15 protein-coding genes and 1 tRNA gene are annotated in these 16,395 nt (G+C 41.8%); 9 read left to right on the top strand and 7 right to left on the bottom strand.

Annotation, left to right across the window (positions count from 1 at the left end):
• Positions 1-49 precede the first annotated feature (49 nt).
• The 3 genes from dinB to MTO98_RS02875 form a co-directional block, all read right to left on the bottom strand.
• Positions 50-1,168 carry a DNA polymerase IV gene (gene dinB, locus MTO98_RS02885; RefSeq protein WP_243485130.1) on the bottom strand — a complete coding sequence of 373 codons (1,119 nt, stop codon included), beginning with the start codon at positions 1,166-1,168 and terminating at the stop codon, positions 50-52.
• A gap of 272 nt (positions 1,169-1,440) precedes the next feature.
• Positions 1,441-1,998 carry a DUF922 domain-containing protein gene (locus MTO98_RS02880; RefSeq protein ID WP_243485129.1) on the bottom strand — a complete coding sequence of 186 codons (558 nt, stop codon included), beginning with the start codon at positions 1,996-1,998 and terminating at the stop codon, positions 1,441-1,443.
• A 25-nt stretch (positions 1,999-2,023) separates the two neighbouring features.
• Positions 2,024-2,971 (bottom strand): SPFH domain-containing protein, encoded by a 948-nt coding sequence (locus MTO98_RS02875; RefSeq protein ID WP_090534803.1) that lies wholly within the window; start codon positions 2,969-2,971, stop codon positions 2,024-2,026.
• Between the two features lie 94 nt (positions 2,972-3,065).
• Here MTO98_RS02875 and MTO98_RS02870 point away from each other — a divergent pair, with 94 nt between their 5' ends.
• Entirely contained in the window at positions 3,066-3,254 is a 189-nt protein-coding gene (locus tag MTO98_RS02870; RefSeq protein ID WP_243485128.1) for a hypothetical protein, read from the top strand.
• A 9-nt stretch (positions 3,255-3,263) separates the two neighbouring features.
• Here the strand turns inward: MTO98_RS02870 and MTO98_RS02865 are convergent, their stop codons facing one another.
• A complete protein-coding gene (locus tag MTO98_RS02865) occupies positions 3,264-4,166 on the bottom strand; it encodes an LD-carboxypeptidase (RefSeq protein WP_243485127.1) in 903 nt (300 codons plus the stop codon).
• Positions 4,167-4,301: 135 nt separating this feature from the next.
• Here MTO98_RS02865 and metG point away from each other — a divergent pair, with 135 nt between their 5' ends.
• The 4 genes from metG (at position 4,302) to MTO98_RS02845 (ending at position 8,613) form a co-directional block, all read left to right on the top strand.
• Positions 4,302-6,374 carry a methionine--tRNA ligase gene (gene metG, locus MTO98_RS02860; RefSeq protein WP_243485126.1) on the top strand — a complete coding sequence of 691 codons (2,073 nt, stop codon included), beginning with the start codon at positions 4,302-4,304 and terminating at the stop codon, positions 6,372-6,374.
• Between the two features lie 137 nt (positions 6,375-6,511).
• Positions 6,512-6,583: transfer RNA gene (locus MTO98_RS02855), tRNA-Arg, on the top strand.
• 845 nt (positions 6,584-7,428) lie between these two features.
• Positions 7,429-8,385 (top strand): hypothetical protein, encoded by a 957-nt coding sequence (locus MTO98_RS02850; RefSeq protein ID WP_243485125.1) that lies wholly within the window; start codon positions 7,429-7,431, stop codon positions 8,383-8,385.
• 3 nt (positions 8,386-8,388) lie between these two features.
• The gene (locus MTO98_RS02845) at positions 8,389-8,613 is read left to right on the top strand and encodes a hypothetical protein (RefSeq protein WP_243485124.1); all 225 of its coding nucleotides are present in this window, start codon (positions 8,389-8,391) and stop codon (positions 8,611-8,613) included.
• Positions 8,614-8,891: 278 nt separating this feature from the next.
• On the opposite strand, the gene MTO98_RS02840 is transcribed toward MTO98_RS02845, so the two are convergent.
• Positions 8,892-9,251 carry a helix-turn-helix domain-containing protein gene (locus MTO98_RS02840; protein ID WP_243485123.1) on the bottom strand — a complete coding sequence of 120 codons (360 nt, stop codon included), beginning with the start codon at positions 9,249-9,251 and terminating at the stop codon, positions 8,892-8,894.
• 101 nt (positions 9,252-9,352) lie between these two features.
• Here MTO98_RS02840 and MTO98_RS02835 point away from each other — a divergent pair, with 101 nt between their 5' ends.
• Together MTO98_RS02835 and MTO98_RS02830 are read left to right on the top strand one after the other, a co-directional pair.
• The gene (locus MTO98_RS02835; protein WP_243485122.1) at positions 9,353-10,105 is read left to right on the top strand and encodes an SDR family NAD(P)-dependent oxidoreductase; all 753 of its coding nucleotides are present in this window, start codon (positions 9,353-9,355) and stop codon (positions 10,103-10,105) included.
• 58 nt (positions 10,106-10,163) lie between these two features.
• On the top strand, positions 10,164-10,922 hold the full coding sequence (locus MTO98_RS02830; RefSeq protein ID WP_243485121.1) for an SDR family NAD(P)-dependent oxidoreductase: 759 nt from the start codon (positions 10,164-10,166) through the stop codon (positions 10,920-10,922).
• A gap of 178 nt (positions 10,923-11,100) precedes the next feature.
• Here MTO98_RS02830 and MTO98_RS02825 read toward each other — a convergent pair whose 3' ends face one another.
• Positions 11,101-12,735 carry an ABC-F family ATP-binding cassette domain-containing protein gene (locus MTO98_RS02825; protein WP_243485120.1) on the bottom strand — a complete coding sequence of 545 codons (1,635 nt, stop codon included), beginning with the start codon at positions 12,733-12,735 and terminating at the stop codon, positions 11,101-11,103.
• A 725-nt stretch (positions 12,736-13,460) separates the two neighbouring features.
• Between MTO98_RS02825 and MTO98_RS02820 the strand changes: the two genes are divergently transcribed.
• The gene (locus tag MTO98_RS02820) at positions 13,461-14,663 is read left to right on the top strand and encodes a sensor histidine kinase KdpD (protein WP_243485119.1); all 1,203 of its coding nucleotides are present in this window, start codon (positions 13,461-13,463) and stop codon (positions 14,661-14,663) included.
• A 133-nt stretch (positions 14,664-14,796) separates the two neighbouring features.
• On the top strand, positions 14,797-15,561 hold the full coding sequence (gene map / locus MTO98_RS02815; RefSeq protein WP_243485118.1) for a type I methionyl aminopeptidase: 765 nt from the start codon (positions 14,797-14,799) through the stop codon (positions 15,559-15,561).
• A gap of 37 nt (positions 15,562-15,598) precedes the next feature.
• On the opposite strand, the gene MTO98_RS02810 is transcribed toward map, so the two are convergent.
• Complete coding sequence (locus MTO98_RS02810; protein ID WP_243485117.1) at positions 15,599-16,150, bottom strand: CbrC family protein; 552 nt, start codon at positions 16,148-16,150, stop codon at positions 15,599-15,601.
• Positions 16,151-16,395 lie beyond the last annotated feature (245 nt).

Raw genomic sequence — 16,395 nt, 5'->3', positions numbered from 1 at the left:
TTTAAGGACTGCGCCATCAGGCCTTGGGGACACGGCCCGGGGAAATGACTTATAACTCTAACTCCAACTGATCTCCCGGCCCAAGCTCTTTGTCGTCCCGTTGCTTAATCTGCACTTCCCCAAAATTTGAAAGCGAAATACCAAGCAATCGCACTTTTACATCGTCAACACCAGTTGCAGCCATGAGTTGTTTGGCCGTATTGGTGATGGTTTCCAGGTCGTTTACCGAGGTTGGGAAGGATTGGTTCCGGGTGATCTGTTTAAAATCGTGGTATTTTACTTTGAGGGTAATGGTGCGGCCTTTTAACTCATATTTAAGCAGGCGATTGTGTACGGTAACCGCTATTTTATCAAGCTCGGCCTCCATCTCTTCAAGTGTAGTCAAATCGTAAGCAAAAGTATCTTCAGCGCCCAAGGATTTGGTCTCGCGATGAGGTTGTACTTCACGGTTATCAATGCCTCGCACTATCTGGTAGTAAAATTTGCCCACTTTACCAAAGTGACGGGTGAGTTGACCTTCTTCAAGCTTTTTTAAATCGGCCCCGGTATGCAGGCCCATTTGCTTCATTTTTTGAGCGGTTACCTTGCCCACGCCAAAAAACTTTTCGACAGGCAACTGCTCCATAAAGTTCTCGATGCTTGACGGGCCTATAAATTTAAGGCCATCGGGCTTATTGATATCGGATGCTATTTTGGCTACAAATTTATTGATAGATACTCCCGCCGATGCGGTAAGCTGCAATTCGTCTTTAATGGCCTGTTTTATGAGCTTGGCAATATCAATGGCAGAGCCGATGCCTTGCTTGTCGTTAGTTACATCAAGGAATGCTTCATCCAAAGAGAGTGGTTCTATCAGGTCGGTATATCGACTGAAAATTTCCCGGATATGCTGCGATACCTCCCGGTAAACATTAAACCTGGGCCGTACAAACAAGGCATGCGGACAAAGCTGCAAGGCTTTTTTCGATGACATAGCCGACCGGATGCCAAACTTCCGGGCCTCATAACTGGCGGTAGCTACCACACCGCCACGCCCTTCAGGCAAGCCGCCAACCACCAAAGGTTTGCCCCTGTATTCCGGAAAATCCCGCTGCTCAACCGATGCGTAAAATGCGTCCATATCAATATGGATAATTTTACGATGGATATTGGGTGATTGCTCGGTCATGTCAGATGAAAGCAAATATAGGCGGGTTGCAGGCTTACTGCAAAGTTTGGTTAGCAGGTTTAAGCGCCTATGCTTATATTACGATTGTTCTTAACTCGCGCTCGTTTTTAACGAGTGCGTAACTGGGTTTGCGTTTATAACGCACGGGCGATACAATCGCCCAACCATATTAAGCGCTCGTTGCAAACGAGCGCAAGATTAGTTCATCACGTTGATTACCTGAACGCGAACCACAAGCGAGGACGCTTGCGGCAGCGAAGAATCTAAAAATTCTAACTCTCCGTGTCCCCGGGCAAAAACTTAAGCTTCTGTTGAAAATACAGATCCCAGCTATGCTGCTGCTTGCGGTCGGTCATGTGGGCTGTATCCTCATCATAATCGGCATTGAGCTGCTTATATTTGGCGTCGATGCGGTTAAAGATAGCCATGGCCTCGTAATTATAATTATTACTGAAACGGGTGCGGCCCACTATTCGCAATAATTCCTGCTGCTCTAAAAAGGCGATAGTATAGTGCCCCTGCTCATGTTTAAGAATTTCGCTGAGTTGTTGCGGTGTGCTAACCCGGCTTTTATCAAGCCACGATTTATTGTTGTTGAGGATAAGCCTGATGTTGAAATTAAGCCGGTATCCCCCGCCTTCGCGCCGGGCCTGGTATCGGTAATCGATGGTGCAATTGGTATAAGCAACAACGCCGCCGGCATTAGCCCGCGGCGTTCCCCAAAAATCATTGGCGGTAAGCTGATGAAATGACTGCGCCGAAGCGGGCGTGATCATCGCAAAAAAACACATGGCCGTAAGGCCTATCCCTTTCACTATATTTCTTTTCATTTAAAAAAATGGCGGTTTTAAACTTTTACTTTTTGACGTTGTCGGTATGTAAAAGGTTTAAGGCCATCATTTCTTTTAACGTATGTTGCATCTGATCGGTTGAGCCATCAAGGAAAATAACATTCCCTTTTGAGTTTTCGGAGAAGTGTTTGATCGATTCTGTCCACATGGTGAACAAGATCACCGAGGTATCCATATTAGCTTCGGCCATTTCTTTGGCAGCCACGGTCATACCACGGGCAACTTCCTCGCGGAACAGCGCTATACCTTGTCCGCGTAATTGTGCCGCCTCACGCTCGGCCTGTGCCGAAATTTTGATGGCGTTACCCTCCGCTTCAGCAGCTTTGGTTTTGGTGATGAGCAGGGCCTGCCCTTCGTTTTCGGCAGCGGCTTTCAGGTTGTTTGATGCTACTACCTGGCTCATTGATTTCATGATCACATCATCAAAGGTAATATCATTCAATTGCAGATCCTGCAGGTGATAGCCCCAGCCTTCCAGTATCACATCAAGCTGCTCTTTTACGTGTTCAACAATATCGCGGCGTAATATCAGCACCTCGCTCTGGCGCTTTGTAGCCACAAAGGCGCGGATCGATCCTTCAACGGTGCGGATAAGGGCCTGCATCAGGTTACGTTCGTCAACAAATTTAAAAGCTACGTTCTTGATAGTTTCTTCCTGCTGATCCAGTACCGAGTACAGCAGCATGGCTTTGAAGTAAACATTGGCCTGGTCGTAAGTTACCGCCTGGAACTCCAGCTCAACAGAACGGTTTTGGATGGAGATCTTGGAATAAATGTTTTCGATAAAAGGGATCTTGAAATTTAATCCCGGTGTAAGGATACGGCGGTATTTGCCAAATACGGTGATAACTACTATTGTGCCCTGTTTTACAGACACAAACGAGGTAAAAATGGTAATGAGGATGACAACGAAAATGATTATCGTTATCAATGATCCAAATGATTCGGGCATGGTTTGGTTTATTATGTTTAAAATAAAAGTAGTATTAATTATTGGTGTGTTATTTGTTTTTTAAAAAATGCTCATAAAAAACAGCACACCTGTCATGAACTTAAAACGAACTTTTGGAACCATACTGAGCGTGCTCGGTATCGTTGGCCTCATTTATACCGGTATAGCTATCATAAACCATAGTGCACAAATAACTACGATGGTAGTAATAGGGATCATTTCGCTGATCTTCTTTTCAACGGGTATAAGCCTGGTACGGAATACTAAAGATGAAGCGGCTTAAATAGCTATCCTATTTAAACCACAATGCCGCCTGCTTTTCATCTACCTGTAATACCACCTCACGGCCCAGCACCAAACTATTATTGTCAGGAATATGCCCTGCCGGGAAATCGAAACACACAGGATAGTTGTAATCTTTTACGATATCCATTACTATCTGTGGTACGCTTTGGCCAAAGGGGATATCATTGTCCTTAATATCGGTAAAGCCACCAACTACCAGGCCCGCAATGTTTTTTAGCTTCCCGGCCCTGTCAAGCATGCGCAGCATCCTGTCTACCGAATACAAATACTCGCCAACGTCCTCTATAAACAGGATCTTGTTGTTATAATCCAAATCGGATACCGAACCGGCAGATGCTACTAACAGGGATAAGTTACCGCCTGCTATGATGCCTGTAGCTTTGCCAGGCTTGTTGGTATCATGTGTTATAAACTCATAGTTTAATTCTTCGCCAAACAAAGCCCGCCGCAAAGTATCAATCGAATGTTTTGATGCATCGGGAATATTTACCGGCATTTGTCCGTGAATGGTTTGGGTGCCGTAATTAGTAAGCAAGTGAGAGTGCAATATGGTTATATCACTAAACCCAATGAGCCATTTGGGGCTTTGTGCAAAGCGGCTGAAATCAACTTTATCAATCATCCTGACTGTTCCGTAACCTCCCCGCGCAGCTATAATGGCTTTAATGCTATCGTCATTGATAAAACGCTGCATATCGGTCGCTCTAAAATTGTCGTCGCCAGCAAACTGGTGAAATGAGGCATCTACCGTATCACCTAAAACTACTTCAAGCCCCCAACTTTGCAGCAGTGCTATAGCATCAGTCATGGGCTTAGGCAGTTTCTTTGCCGGGCAAGTAATGGCAATTTTGTCGCCTTTTTTGAGATATGGGGGTTGAGTTTGAACCATGATTTAAAGATTGAGCGATTGCCTTGATAATAAGTTACAAAAAATCAGGAAATCCTTAAATCATGAACATCATGGTTCGGACTTTTCCGACTTAAAAAATTTATCTTTGCACACTATTTACCAAGGCAATACTTAATGTCACAACTCAACAAATATAAACGATTCACCATTACATCAGCCCTGCCTTATGCCAATGGTCCCTTACATATCGGTCACCTTGCCGGTGCATATCTCCCTGCAGATATTTTTGTGCGGTACCTGAGGCTTAAAAAAAAGGATGTAGTGTATATATGCGGTTCGGATGAACATGGCGCTGCCATCACTATCAAAGCCAAAAAAGAGGATACTACCCCACAGGCTATTATCGACAAATATCACAAACAGATAAAAGACAGCTTTGAAGAGTTCGGGATTGCGTTTGATATTTATCACCGTACATCATCGCCTATTCATCACGAACTGAGCCAGGAGTTTTTTCTGAACCTGTATGAAAAGGACGAGTTTATTGAAAAATTTTCAGATCAGTATTTTGATGAGGATTATCAGCAGTTTCTGGCCGACCGTTATATCATCGGCACCTGTCCTAACTGCGGTAATGACAATGCTTATGGCGATCAATGTGAGCGCTGCGGTACTTCCCTTAGCCCAACCGACCTCATCAACCCAATCTCGACCTTAAGCGGTAAAAGCCCTGTACTGAAGTCGACCAAGCACTGGTACCTGCCTTTAGATAAATACCAGCCATGGCTGGAGCAGTGGATTGACGCAAAAGAAGGCAGCTGGAAAGTAAATGTTTTTGGCCAGTGTAAATCGTGGCTTAAATCAGGCCTGCAACCGCGCTCCATGACCCGAGACCTCGACTGGGGCATTGATGTGCCATTAGCCGAGGCAAAAGGCAAAAAGTTATATGTGTGGATGGATGCCCCTATAGGTTACATTTCGGCTACTAAGCAATGGGCTATCGACAATAAAAAAGACTGGAAATTATACTGGAAAAAACAGGCCGACGAGCAGGATGATGCTTGTCTGCTACACTTTATCGGCAAGGATAACATCGTTTTCCACTGTATTATTTTCCCATCTATACTGCATGCTCATGGCGAATATATTTTACCGCAAAACGTGCCGGCAAACGAGTTCCTGAATTTGGAGGGTGATAAACTTTCTACCTCACGCAACCACGCGGTTTGGCTGCACGAATACCTTGAAGAATTCCCGGGCAAACAGGATGAGTTACGTTATGTATTAACCTCTATCCTGCCCGAAACCAGCGACAGTGAGTTTACCTGGAAGGATTACCAGGCCCGTGTTAATAACGAGCTGGTAGCCATATTAGGCAACTTTGTGAACCGGGTAATGATACTGATGCACAAATTTTACGATGGTAAAATTGAAGCAGATACCGACAGGATAGAATTTACCGACGAAAGTCTGAGCAACGGCATCGGTGAATATTATGACGAAATAGAGAAGAACCTGGAAGCATACCGCTATCGCCAGGCTTTGCAGGCTGTAATGGATATGGCCCGCCTGGGTAACCGCTACCTGACAGAAAAAGAGCCTTGGAAAACCATTAAAACAGATCCTGCTGCTGCTAAAGAAGCGCTGCATAACTGTTTGGTATTGATAGGGCATCTGGCTACTGCCGCGCAGGCGTTTTTGCCAGCTACGGCTAAAAAGATCATCACCATGCTTAACCTGCCTAATGAGCCGATAGCTTATGACCAGGAAATGTATTTCAATAATGGCCACCAATTAAACCCGGCAGCTTTGTTGTTTGAAAAGGTAGAGGATGATGTGATAGAAGCACAGCTTAAAAAGTTATCTGACAAGAAAGCTGCAGCCGTGCCGCCAAAATCTGCCGACGTACTGCCAGCAAAGGAAAACGTTAACTACGAAACCTTTGCTACCATGGACATCCGTATCGGTACTATCTTAGCCGCCGAAAAGGTTGCCAAAACCAAAAAGCTGCTGAAGCTGACCATTGACACAGGCATCGACGAGCGCACCGTAGTATCAGGCATTGCCGAATATTATGAACCAGAAAACATCATCGGCCAAAAAGTAAGCATCCTGGTAAACCTGGAGCCAAGGGAGATCAAAGGCATCGTATCGCAAGGTATGATCCTGATGGCCGAAAACAGCGAAGGCAAGTTGAGTTTTGTTGCCCCAACTGAAGATTTCCACAACGGCGCGGTAATCCGGTAGATGTGCAGATTTCAGATGTGCAAGTGTGCAGATGAGATGGTTGTTAAATTTTGAATTTTAGGGTGTGATTTTTCAATGAAAAATTGCACCTTTGCAAACTAAATAAAAGATCGGCTTTTTTAAGGTCGATTTAAAAGGGTTCTGTAGTTCAACGGATAGAATAGAAGTTTCCTAAACTTTAGATATGGGTTCGATTCCCGTCAGGACCACTGAAATGACCCACTGTATGCCAAGCATGGGAAGATTATTAGAAAAGCCTTTAGATGGATATCTGGAGGCTTTTTTGTTGAACCCATATTCTATGTTATATTTATACACTTCAATATTGATTAAGAATGGCTTTTCAAATTTGCCCTAAGTGCCGCAGTGAAAGTTTTTTATGGAGTAGCGATGGCGACCCTTATGAAATAACGACGTGGTATTGTCACAAGTGTGACTATAGGGTTTTGGAAGATGAAAGGAATGAAAGAATATGCGCTGTGTGTAAAAATAAATCTGAGTCTCTTTTAAAAGATGATGATTTAGAGTATTGGTGGTGTTTCAGTTGTAATACGGAACACCATTCCTAAACTTAAAGTATCACGGAATGTAATTATCCTCTAAACCCGCTGCACAATACAAATCACTCATAAAAGAGTTCGAGTTTTGTAGTCTAAAGACCACATTTTAACCCATCCATGGGGAGCTCTGCATGGGAAGATTATCAAAAGCCTTTAGAAGTAAGTTTGAAGGCTTTTTTTGTTAGATTTCCTTATTTGGTGGTGCGGTGATAACACCGACCACAGGCTAAATCCAATTGACTTTAAAGTAGATTAAAATGGGTTAATAGACTGCTGACGAAATTGCTTCAGTTTGACTTATTATTTATTTATTCTGTTAGGATTAAATAAATAATTTGGAAATACGAATATTGATTTATATATTGTATATCAGATAGTTGTATTTCTATTACGTTGTGTAATTCTTCGGCAAATGAAACCGTTTATAACGTTTCTCAATCAAAGATTTAACTTAATTATGATTCTTTAAATTTTGAAATCTAAAGTGCTTAATTATGAAAAATATCAAATTCACGTTTTCATCATTCACGACTATTTTGCTATGCACCTGTTTAATGAGTTGTGGAGCGTTATTAAAAGGTTGTGCTAAGTATGCAGATGATGTCGCAAAGCATGCAGATGATGTTGCAAGACACGCAGATGATGTCGCAACTCACAGTGATGACGTTGCTCGAGCAGTCGAGAGAAGTGAAGCTGTTACAGCAAATGCAGAGGTAGTAGCAGCAAAGATTAACGAATTTAGAAAAAATTCTGACGGTACCTATACGTATAGAGGCTATATTTATAACAAGTTTGACGATATCCCTTTTGAGCAAGCAACGAATTTGTATGTTAACGATGTGGTAACATCAGAAGAGGCGGCACACTTAATTGCCAGAAAGGTCAAATTTGTTCATAATAAAAAGGCATTTATGGATCAGCAGAAGAAATCCTATAAAGTAGTCTTTTTAATTTCAGATGAGGTTGATGTAACTAAAAACCTGTACGATCTTGATGATGAGAATGCCAAATTGCTAATTAAGTATGCTTCAGAAATCAACCAAGTATCAAGAGTACAAAGGGCTTCTTCATATGATGAGGTACTTAAATTTGAAAGAGAAATAATTGAAAATGGCGAAATCCCCGTTGTTGTTTTTCATAACAATGTGAAGGCTGCAAGTTTTATGCAACTTAACCGTAAAACGAATATTATTACTTGTAATAGTTTCACAGTTAATCCAGAAGCATTCCTTACTTCAACAGATTTATTAGACATGAGAGCAGTAATTGAAGGAGTAAATAGTGCAGTCAACAATTCTACATTAAGTGAATTCTACAATAATTTTACTGCCATTTATTATTCACATATGGCACGCCATCATCAAAAACAAACTCTTATATACTTTGGCATTGGTACTGCATTTATAGGTTCAGTAGGACTTACTGCATATTATAGCCAATCTGAATCCTAAAATATGATAAAGCTTTTTGGAACAACAATTAATGAGACTAAGAGAATTTTAAATTCTGGCATCCACGCTGGCGGAGAACAGGTAACAAAAGAAGACAAAAATAAAGTTATCGGGCGCATTGTGATATCTTGTTTATTGATTTTATTATCTACTTACCTATTTGCTACAGGTAACAAGGATGTTGGTGGCACTATTGTTGGCGCTGTAACAGGTTATTGGATAAAATGATATTCCTAAGCGATACTACATTATCATAGTTATGGTTGGTTACGTACGAAATCTTTTTTTTTCATATCCACAAACTAATCAACTTCTTCCTAACAATGTAGAAGTAACCGTTAAACAACCCAGCCAGGAAAAGAACGCCGATACATTGGAGGCAATAAAAGGGTAGTTAATCCCAGTTTCTACTTTTTTCTCTCACTGGCGCGAGTATGCAGCGATTGGATTGAGGGCAGAGTACTCGTGACTATTTAGTAAGCTTCGCACTCAACAAATAACGACCATTATTTCCCGACAATTTTCTTCCGGTGTACAATTCCCCAATCTGAAAGTTCGGTGATGATGGTTTGCAGCGTGTTACCGTGTTCCGTCAATTCATATTCAACAGTTATGGGTTGTGTAGGTAAAACGGTCCGTTTCACTAACTGATTTATTTCCAGTTCTTTTAATTCTTTGCTCAGCATTCTGTTTGAAACCCCTTCAACATCATTCAGAATATCAGAAAATCTTCTTTTGCCGTAACAGCAGATCGACGAAATAATAGCAATCTTCCATTTCCCGTTCAAGGCATCCATTGCATCCTGTACGGACCTCATCCTCTTCTTTTGATCCTGCTGAAACTCTGTTATTTTACACGTCGTCATGTTACTTAGTTACACCGGTGTTACCATTACTTTTCAGTACAAAGTTACTAAAAATAACTTTACTGCTCTACCTTTGTCGCTCAATCTTAAAAAAAGAAACAATGAGCAGATTAAAAAATAAAGTAGCCGTTATTACAGGCGGCAATAGCGGTATCGGGTTTGGTATTGCTGAAGCATTTAAAAACGAAGGCGGTGTTGGAGCTATTATCGGCAGAAATCAGGAAACTTTAGATAGTGCCGTGGCTCAGCTTGGCGATAATTTTATAGCCATAAATGCCGATGTAACCAACCTTGCCCACCTGGAAAGGGTGTTCAAAGAAACAGCCGAAAAATTTGGTAAAATTGACGTGATCGTAGCCAATGCGGGTGGTGGAGCTGTAGGAACCGTGGCAACTTTTAGCGAAGCCGACTTTGACAAGGCAATTGATCTGAACCTGAAAAGTGTTTACTTCACTGTTCAAAAAGCACTGCCTTATATGAATGATGGTGGTTCTATTATTCTTATCGGGTCAAATGCGGCGCACCGGGCCTATCCATCATTTACGCTGTATGGTGCTGCAAAAGCGGCCGTGATCTATTTAGCAAAGGGTTTTTCAAGCGACCTTTTAGATAGAAAGATCAGGGCAAATGTTATAACGCCAGGTACAACGGATACACCGGCATTTGACAAGTTTGTTCCCGCAGAACAAATTGAAGCTGTAAAAAAACACTTTGCTGATCAGATGCCAATAGGCAGAATCGGGCAGCCATCTGACATTGGTAAAACAGCGGTTTTCCTGGCCTCTGACGATTCTTCGTTTATGCTTGGTGCTGAACTCCTTGTTGATGGTGGTATGACCTATTTGGCTAAATAATTAACCTCAAGCTGGCACGGGTTTTTAAACGTGCCAGCAACTAATTAAAATTTTCAAAATGAATAAATTAAAAAACAAAGTAGCGGTAGTTACCGGTGCTTCAAAAGGAATAGGTGCATCTATCGCAAAACATTTTGCAGCAGAAGGCGCAAAAGTTGTTGTAAATTATGCCTCAAGCAAAGAAGGCGCAGATAGCGTAGTTAAGAAGATAACGGACAATGGAGGCTTGGCCATTTCGGTACAGGCCGATGTATCAAAAGAAGCCGATGTAACCAGGCTGTTTGAAGAAACCGTGAATGCTTTCGGCTCGTTGGATATTTTGGTAAACAACGCTGTCTTTCAGCAATTTTTACCTATTGAACAGGCATCGGCAGAAGCTTTTCATCAGCATTTCAACGTTAATGTTTTGGGCCCAATACTTGCTATCAAGGCATCTTTAAAACTGTTTGGCGACAAAGGCGGCAACATCATCAATATCAGTTCGGGTGCAAGCAAGTATCCTCTTCCCGCTGCCTCGTTGTATTCTGCAACTAAAGCGGCATTAGATGCCATAACTATCTCCTTGTCGAAAGAACTGGGTGCAAAAAACATTCGTATCAATTCTGTTTTGCCGGGAGCTACGGAAACAGAAGGAGCAACCAGTGCGGGCGTCACTACCGGTAGTGAGTATGAAAAAATGTTTATTGCCAACACTCCCCTCGGGCGCAGAGGGCAGCCCGAAGATATTGCGAAGGCGGTTGTATTTCTTGCTTCTGATGATGCAGCGTGGATTACGGGAGAGCAAATTTCCGTTTCAGGGGGTATGTATGGTTTTTAAAATAGTATCGCCAGTTCAATTGATAGTTTTAAATCCTCTGTAAATAAACTCGGATTTGAGCGTTTAAGAGTCACTAATACAGAAAAGCTGCAAATCAAATGATTGCAGCTTTTCTTTTTCCGGTTACACACCATTTTATACGGGAATCCACATCATCCTGCCTCCTCCCGCTATTCATTTACCCCTGCTCAATCTGCTTCAAGCTATCCATTTTCTTATAAGCTAAAAACCCTTTGATATCCTCAAAATGTTCCCTAACGCGTTTATTACCAAACTCGAATACTTTTTTTACCAGTCCATCCAGGAAATCACGGTCGTGGGATACCAGGATCAGCGTTCCGTCAAAATCTTTTAGGGCATCTTTGATGATATCCTTGGTCTTCATATCCAAATGGTTTGTTGGCTCATCCAGGATCAATACGTTTACAGGTTCTAACAGCAGCTTGATCATGGCCAGACGCGTTTTCTCGCCGCCCGAAAGTACCTTGACCTTTTTGGTGGTATCATCACCGCTAAACATAAACGCCCCTAAAAGATCTTTGATCTTTACGGTGCCATCGCTTAGCGGAATCTGGTCGATGGTTTCAAATACAGTTAAATTCTCGTCTAACAAAGCCGCCTGGTTTTGAGCAAAGTATCCGATCTTGGCATTGTGACCTACTTTTAAACTTCCCTGAAAATCGATCTCGCCCATGATGGCTTTGATCATGGTTGATTTACCTTCGCCATTTTTACCAACAAAAGCTACTTTTTCACCCCGCTCAATCACCATAGCTGCTTTCTCAAACACAACATGATCGCCATAGGTTTTTGTAAGGTCCTCTACCATTACCGGATACTGACCGGAACGTGGTGATGGTGGAAATTTCAATCGCAATGCCGATGTATCTACTTCGTCGATCTCGATAACCTCGAGCTTTTCGAGCATTTTCACGCGCGACTGTACCTGCAACGTCTTAGAGTACGTACCTCTGAACCGGTCTATAAATTCCTGGTTATCGGCAATAAAGCGTTGTTGTTCTTCGTAGGCTTTCAACTGGTGTACCCTGCGGTCGGCACGCAATTGGAGGTAATGGGTGTATTTGGCTTTATAATCGTAGATCCTGCCCATGGTTACCTCGATGGTACGGTTCGTGATATTATCAACAAAAGTACGGTCGTGTGAGATGACCATTACTGCTTTTGCCGAGTTTACCAGGAAATCTTCCAGCCATTGGATACTGTCGATATCCATGTGGTTGGTAGGCTCATCAAGCAAGATCAGATCAGGTTTTTTTAACAGAATTTTGGCCAGTTCGATACGCATGCGCCAACCGCCCGAAAACTCGGAAGTTTGGCGGGTAAAGTCTTTGCGTTCAAAACCTAAGCCTTTCAGCACCTTTTCAACTTCCGCATCATAATTAACCTCTTCCTGCGAATAAACTTTTTCACTCAATTCCGATACCCGTTCAATCAGCTTCATGTAGTCGTCACTGTCGTAATCAGTGCGAATGTTGAGCTGCTCATTCACTTCGTCCAGTTCTTTTTGCATCTGATTGGCCTCATCAAAAGCTTTCATCGTTTCCTCAAAAACGGTAACGTTATCATGGGTAAGCAAATGCTGCGGTAAATATGCTATTACCGCGTCCTTAGGACCAGTTACGTTGCCGGTAGTTGGTTTGGCTGCCCCGGCGATGATCTTGAGGATGGTTGACTTGCCTGCGCCATTTTTACCCATCAGGGCTATCTTATCGTTCTCGTTTATTGAGAAGGTTACGTCGCTGAATAAGGTGGTTCCGCCAAATGAAACGGATATGTTATTGACATTAATCACAGTATGGAAATATTGAATTTTGCGCAAAGATAAGTGAAACACATAGAATTATGGCAGTAGAATGAAGAGCGTTATCAGCCCGCGTTTAGGGTTCCCGATCAATTTATTTAATGTGTCTGTTTTTTTGCTTTTTAATATGGCCCTCGTCGTCAATAAACCAATTTTCGTATTGGTTTTCGTAGTCATAATGGCCAGCCTCATCCGTTTGAACACTGTACCAATGATGAAAAATCATAGTCAGATCTTCTTTTATAGTTGTATTCCGCTCCACATGCCAGTGATTATTTCCCTCACTTGTTGATGAGTGAATAGCATCAATAATAATTCACCTTCTACGGTAGCGTTTTCCCGCAAACCGTCTCCAACTAATTAAACTGATAATTTATCAAGAAAATGGAGCAGTAACCTAACCAACCATCGCCCGAAGATATTATGAAAACCGGCACGACCTTTTATGTTTCAAAACATTCCATCATGGAGTTTTAGCATTCATCATTATTAGGTTGTCTAAATCACCTTAAACTAAAATTAAATTTTTTCCGTATAGTTGCTAAATGGTTTACATGTCGCAAAATGCGGGATGCCCATACAATAAAACAATTCGCTGTTTACAAAATCTCAACATTAAAAAATTAAGTCCTTTTTGGTTTAAGCTGACAGGAGAAACATCGAGTTTCACGTTAGAGAGCAGGATATTCCATTCTATAGCTATTTGCGCAATAGTTTTGGCTGGCTTCTATATCCCTTATAACCTTTTTGCCGGACTTAATGTTGCGGCTTTATCCTGTTTAATAATTGGCAGTATATTTTTTTACCAGTACTACTATTCCCGGTACTATGATAAAAAGCACAACAACATTATATTAGGTTTAACCGGTCTTCTTATTTTTTCGGTTAACTATTTTGCAAATTCGGGCATCAATGGCTCTACCGATATTATATGGCCTGCTTATTTATTGCTGATATTTGCCATTTCGCCCTACAAACATCATTTAACATGGTTAGCGATCTACATATTGGCTTTCGTGATACTGCACATTGTAGAGTACTATTATCCCGCCCTTGTTCAATATCCCTTTAGGGCAGGAAAAGGACAATTCACTGATCGTGTTACCGCATTTCCGCTACCTGTAATTGCTATCTATTTCATTATTACCTTTATTAAGCGCAGTTACGATAAAGAAAAGGCTATGGTTGAGCTGAAGAATAAGGAGATCACGTTACAGAAAGGCCTGCTTGAACAAAGTAATGCGGAAAAGAGTAAGCTCATGTCGATCATATCGCATGATATGAGGGCACCGCTGATCAACATACAAAATTATCTTGAGCTGCTTAATGAAAATGAACTTGATAATAACCAGCGTTTGGTATTAGAAAAAGATTTGCTCTCCGCCACCAATAACACCATGCAAATGCTTTCAAACCTGCTGTATTGGACAAAATCACAAATGGAGCGGCCGACCGTAAATTTGCAGCAGGTGAACCTCAGTTTAGTGTTGAAAAGCACATTGGATATGGAGAAAGCGCTGGCTGTAAAAAAAGGGATCTCTTTAAATTATGATATTGATGATAAAATAATAGTAGTTGCTGATACGGATATGCTGCAACTGGTTGTACGTAATCTGGTAAACAATGCTATTAAATTCACTCAAAAAGGGGGAAATATAAATATTAACGCCCAGGTATTGGCCGGCAGCTGCAAACTAACTGTTAGTGACAACGGAAAGGGCATTGCCATAGCCGAGCAGGAAAATATCTTTCGCATAACAGTCGACCCCACTTTTGGCACCAATAACGAAAAAGGCGTTGGTTTGGGTTTGATGCTATGTAAAGAGTATATAGAACGACAGGGAGGCAGCATTGGTTTTGAAAGTATTTTTGGCCGGGGTTCCAGCTTTTTTGTTTTTATAGCCGCAAAGCCGCTTTAAGTTGCAGGCCACGGTAGCTTTATATGCGCCGATTTGCATAAACTCATCAGGAATGCCGTTATCATAAACTGACATTAGATGAACGCTACCCAACTTATTAATTGTTAATTTTGCATTTGATAAAAATTAACAGATGTCTATATCCACTGAAAACGAAAGAAGCGGAATGCAGCAGGCCAGCGATGCTGTTGCTATTACGCTCAGGAAAATGCGGGAGTATGCAAAACCGGGGATCTCAACTAAGGAACTTGACGAATACGGCGGCAAGTTACTGACCCAATTGGGGGCACGTTCTGCACCGTTGTTAACCTATAATTTTCCGGGATATACTTGCATTAGCGTTAACGAAGAAGCCGCACATGGCATCCCTTCAGCTGATAAGATCCTTAAGGAAGGTGACTTGATAAATATCGACGTATCGGCAGAGCTAAATGGCTACTGGGCTGATAACGGGGGCTCTTTTGTATTAGGCGAAGATCTTCACGGCCATGGTAAACTGGTAGAAGCATCAAAGGAAATTTTAAAAAAAGCTATCAGCAATATTAAAGGCGGTGTCAGGATTTCTGAGATTGGCAAATTGATTGAAACCGAAGCCAAAAAAGCTGGCTATACAGTAATAAAAAACCTCACCGGCCATGGTGTTGGCCGTAGTTTGCACGAAGAACCACATGAGATTGCCAACTTCTGCGACAGGTATAACACCACGCGTTTTAAAAAGAATTCGGTGGTTGCCATAGAGACATTTATTTCAACACGGTCTACAATTGCCGATACCCAGGCCGACGGCTGGACACTGATTGGTAATAAAGGCGGTTTTGTTGCGCAGCACGAGCATACCATTATGGTTACCGGCGGGCAACCGGTAATATTTACCGAGCAGAACGGCATTTGGGATTAGTTGCAGGCCGATCCTGTAAAGGAATAGGGGCGGGCCCTTAATCGCAATCCCAATTACCCCGTAATTTGCCGCAATGGCTGCATTCAAAAACATAGTAGGTTGAATACCATTCTTCCAGTATGTTTTTGTTTTCTGGCAAGCTATCGTCCCATAAATGATTCATGTCCTCATCTGTCATGCTCATAAAAAGGGCTTTCCCATCACCATCCTTACTATTTGAATAAAAATCTTTTGGCTCCCACGTGCCTTTATAAACCATAAAATCATCGCAATGAGTTAGCCATAACCCTTGTTGCCAGGTTATGAATTGCGGGGTTCTTTTTAATTCTGTTAGTTTTTCAATGGCAAGTGAAGCCGGCACGGCTATATCACGTTTATAAATATTATCCAGCCCATTTTCATCAAGCAATCCAAATTCAGTATCGTGCCAAAATTCAAAACGCCCTTCCCGCAAGCAAGCGTAACATCCAAGCTTTCCCTCTTTGTCATCATCATTGAATACGTCAGTAATTGTGTAATCTAATTCAAAACAATGATCTGTCTTTTTACAAATGGAGCAAATTGAAGTTTCGTTTACAAGGCTGCTCATTTCATCAATTGGGCCTTTAAAGTACTTGAAGATCATAGAAGGATATTTAGGAACTAAAATAGGAAGATGTTGCTATTTTTTACTGCCTTATCATCAAATGATGCTTCCATATTTAATTAATATTCCATTTGTTATTTAAAACTAATGCTGCGGGCAAAAAGGCCCTCCGTAATAAAAGTCTGTTAGATAGGTTCCGGATTTTGATAAAGTAAAACGCAGGTTTTCAAGTGTAAAAACCCCTTCAT

This window comes from Mucilaginibacter sp. SMC90 (assembly GCF_022811725.1).
In the GTDB taxonomy this organism is placed as follows: Bacteria; Bacteroidota; Bacteroidia; order Sphingobacteriales; family Sphingobacteriaceae; genus Mucilaginibacter.
Note: the sequence above shows the minus strand (reverse complement) of the source record. Positions and strands in the feature narration are given on the sequence as shown.

Coding starts and splice junctions, on each gene's coding strand:
- dinB (WP_243485130.1), bottom strand. CDS start 1,168: ATGACCGAGCAATCACCCAATATCCATCGTAAAATTATCCATATTGAT.
- MTO98_RS02880 (WP_243485129.1), bottom strand. CDS start 1,998: ATGAAAAGAAATATAGTGAAAGGGATAGGCCTTACGGCCATGTGTTTT.
- MTO98_RS02875 (WP_090534803.1), bottom strand. CDS start 2,971: ATGCCCGAATCATTTGGATCATTGATAACGATAATCATTTTCGTTGTC.
- MTO98_RS02870 (WP_243485128.1), top strand. CDS start 3,066: ATGAACTTAAAACGAACTTTTGGAACCATACTGAGCGTGCTCGGTATC.
- MTO98_RS02865 (WP_243485127.1), bottom strand. CDS start 4,166: ATGGTTCAAACTCAACCCCCATATCTCAAAAAAGGCGACAAAATTGCC.
- metG (WP_243485126.1), top strand. CDS start 4,302: ATGTCACAACTCAACAAATATAAACGATTCACCATTACATCAGCCCTG.
- MTO98_RS02850 (WP_243485125.1), top strand. CDS start 7,429: ATGAAAAATATCAAATTCACGTTTTCATCATTCACGACTATTTTGCTA.
- MTO98_RS02845 (WP_243485124.1), top strand. CDS start 8,389: ATGATAAAGCTTTTTGGAACAACAATTAATGAGACTAAGAGAATTTTA.
- MTO98_RS02840 (WP_243485123.1), bottom strand. CDS start 9,251: ATGACGACGTGTAAAATAACAGAGTTTCAGCAGGATCAAAAGAAGAGG.
- MTO98_RS02835 (WP_243485122.1), top strand. CDS start 9,353: ATGAGCAGATTAAAAAATAAAGTAGCCGTTATTACAGGCGGCAATAGC.
- MTO98_RS02830 (WP_243485121.1), top strand. CDS start 10,164: ATGAATAAATTAAAAAACAAAGTAGCGGTAGTTACCGGTGCTTCAAAA.
- map (WP_243485118.1), top strand. CDS start 14,797: ATGTCTATATCCACTGAAAACGAAAGAAGCGGAATGCAGCAGGCCAGC.
- MTO98_RS02810 (WP_243485117.1), bottom strand. CDS start 16,150: ATGAGCAGCCTTGTAAACGAAACTTCAATTTGCTCCATTTGTAAAAAG.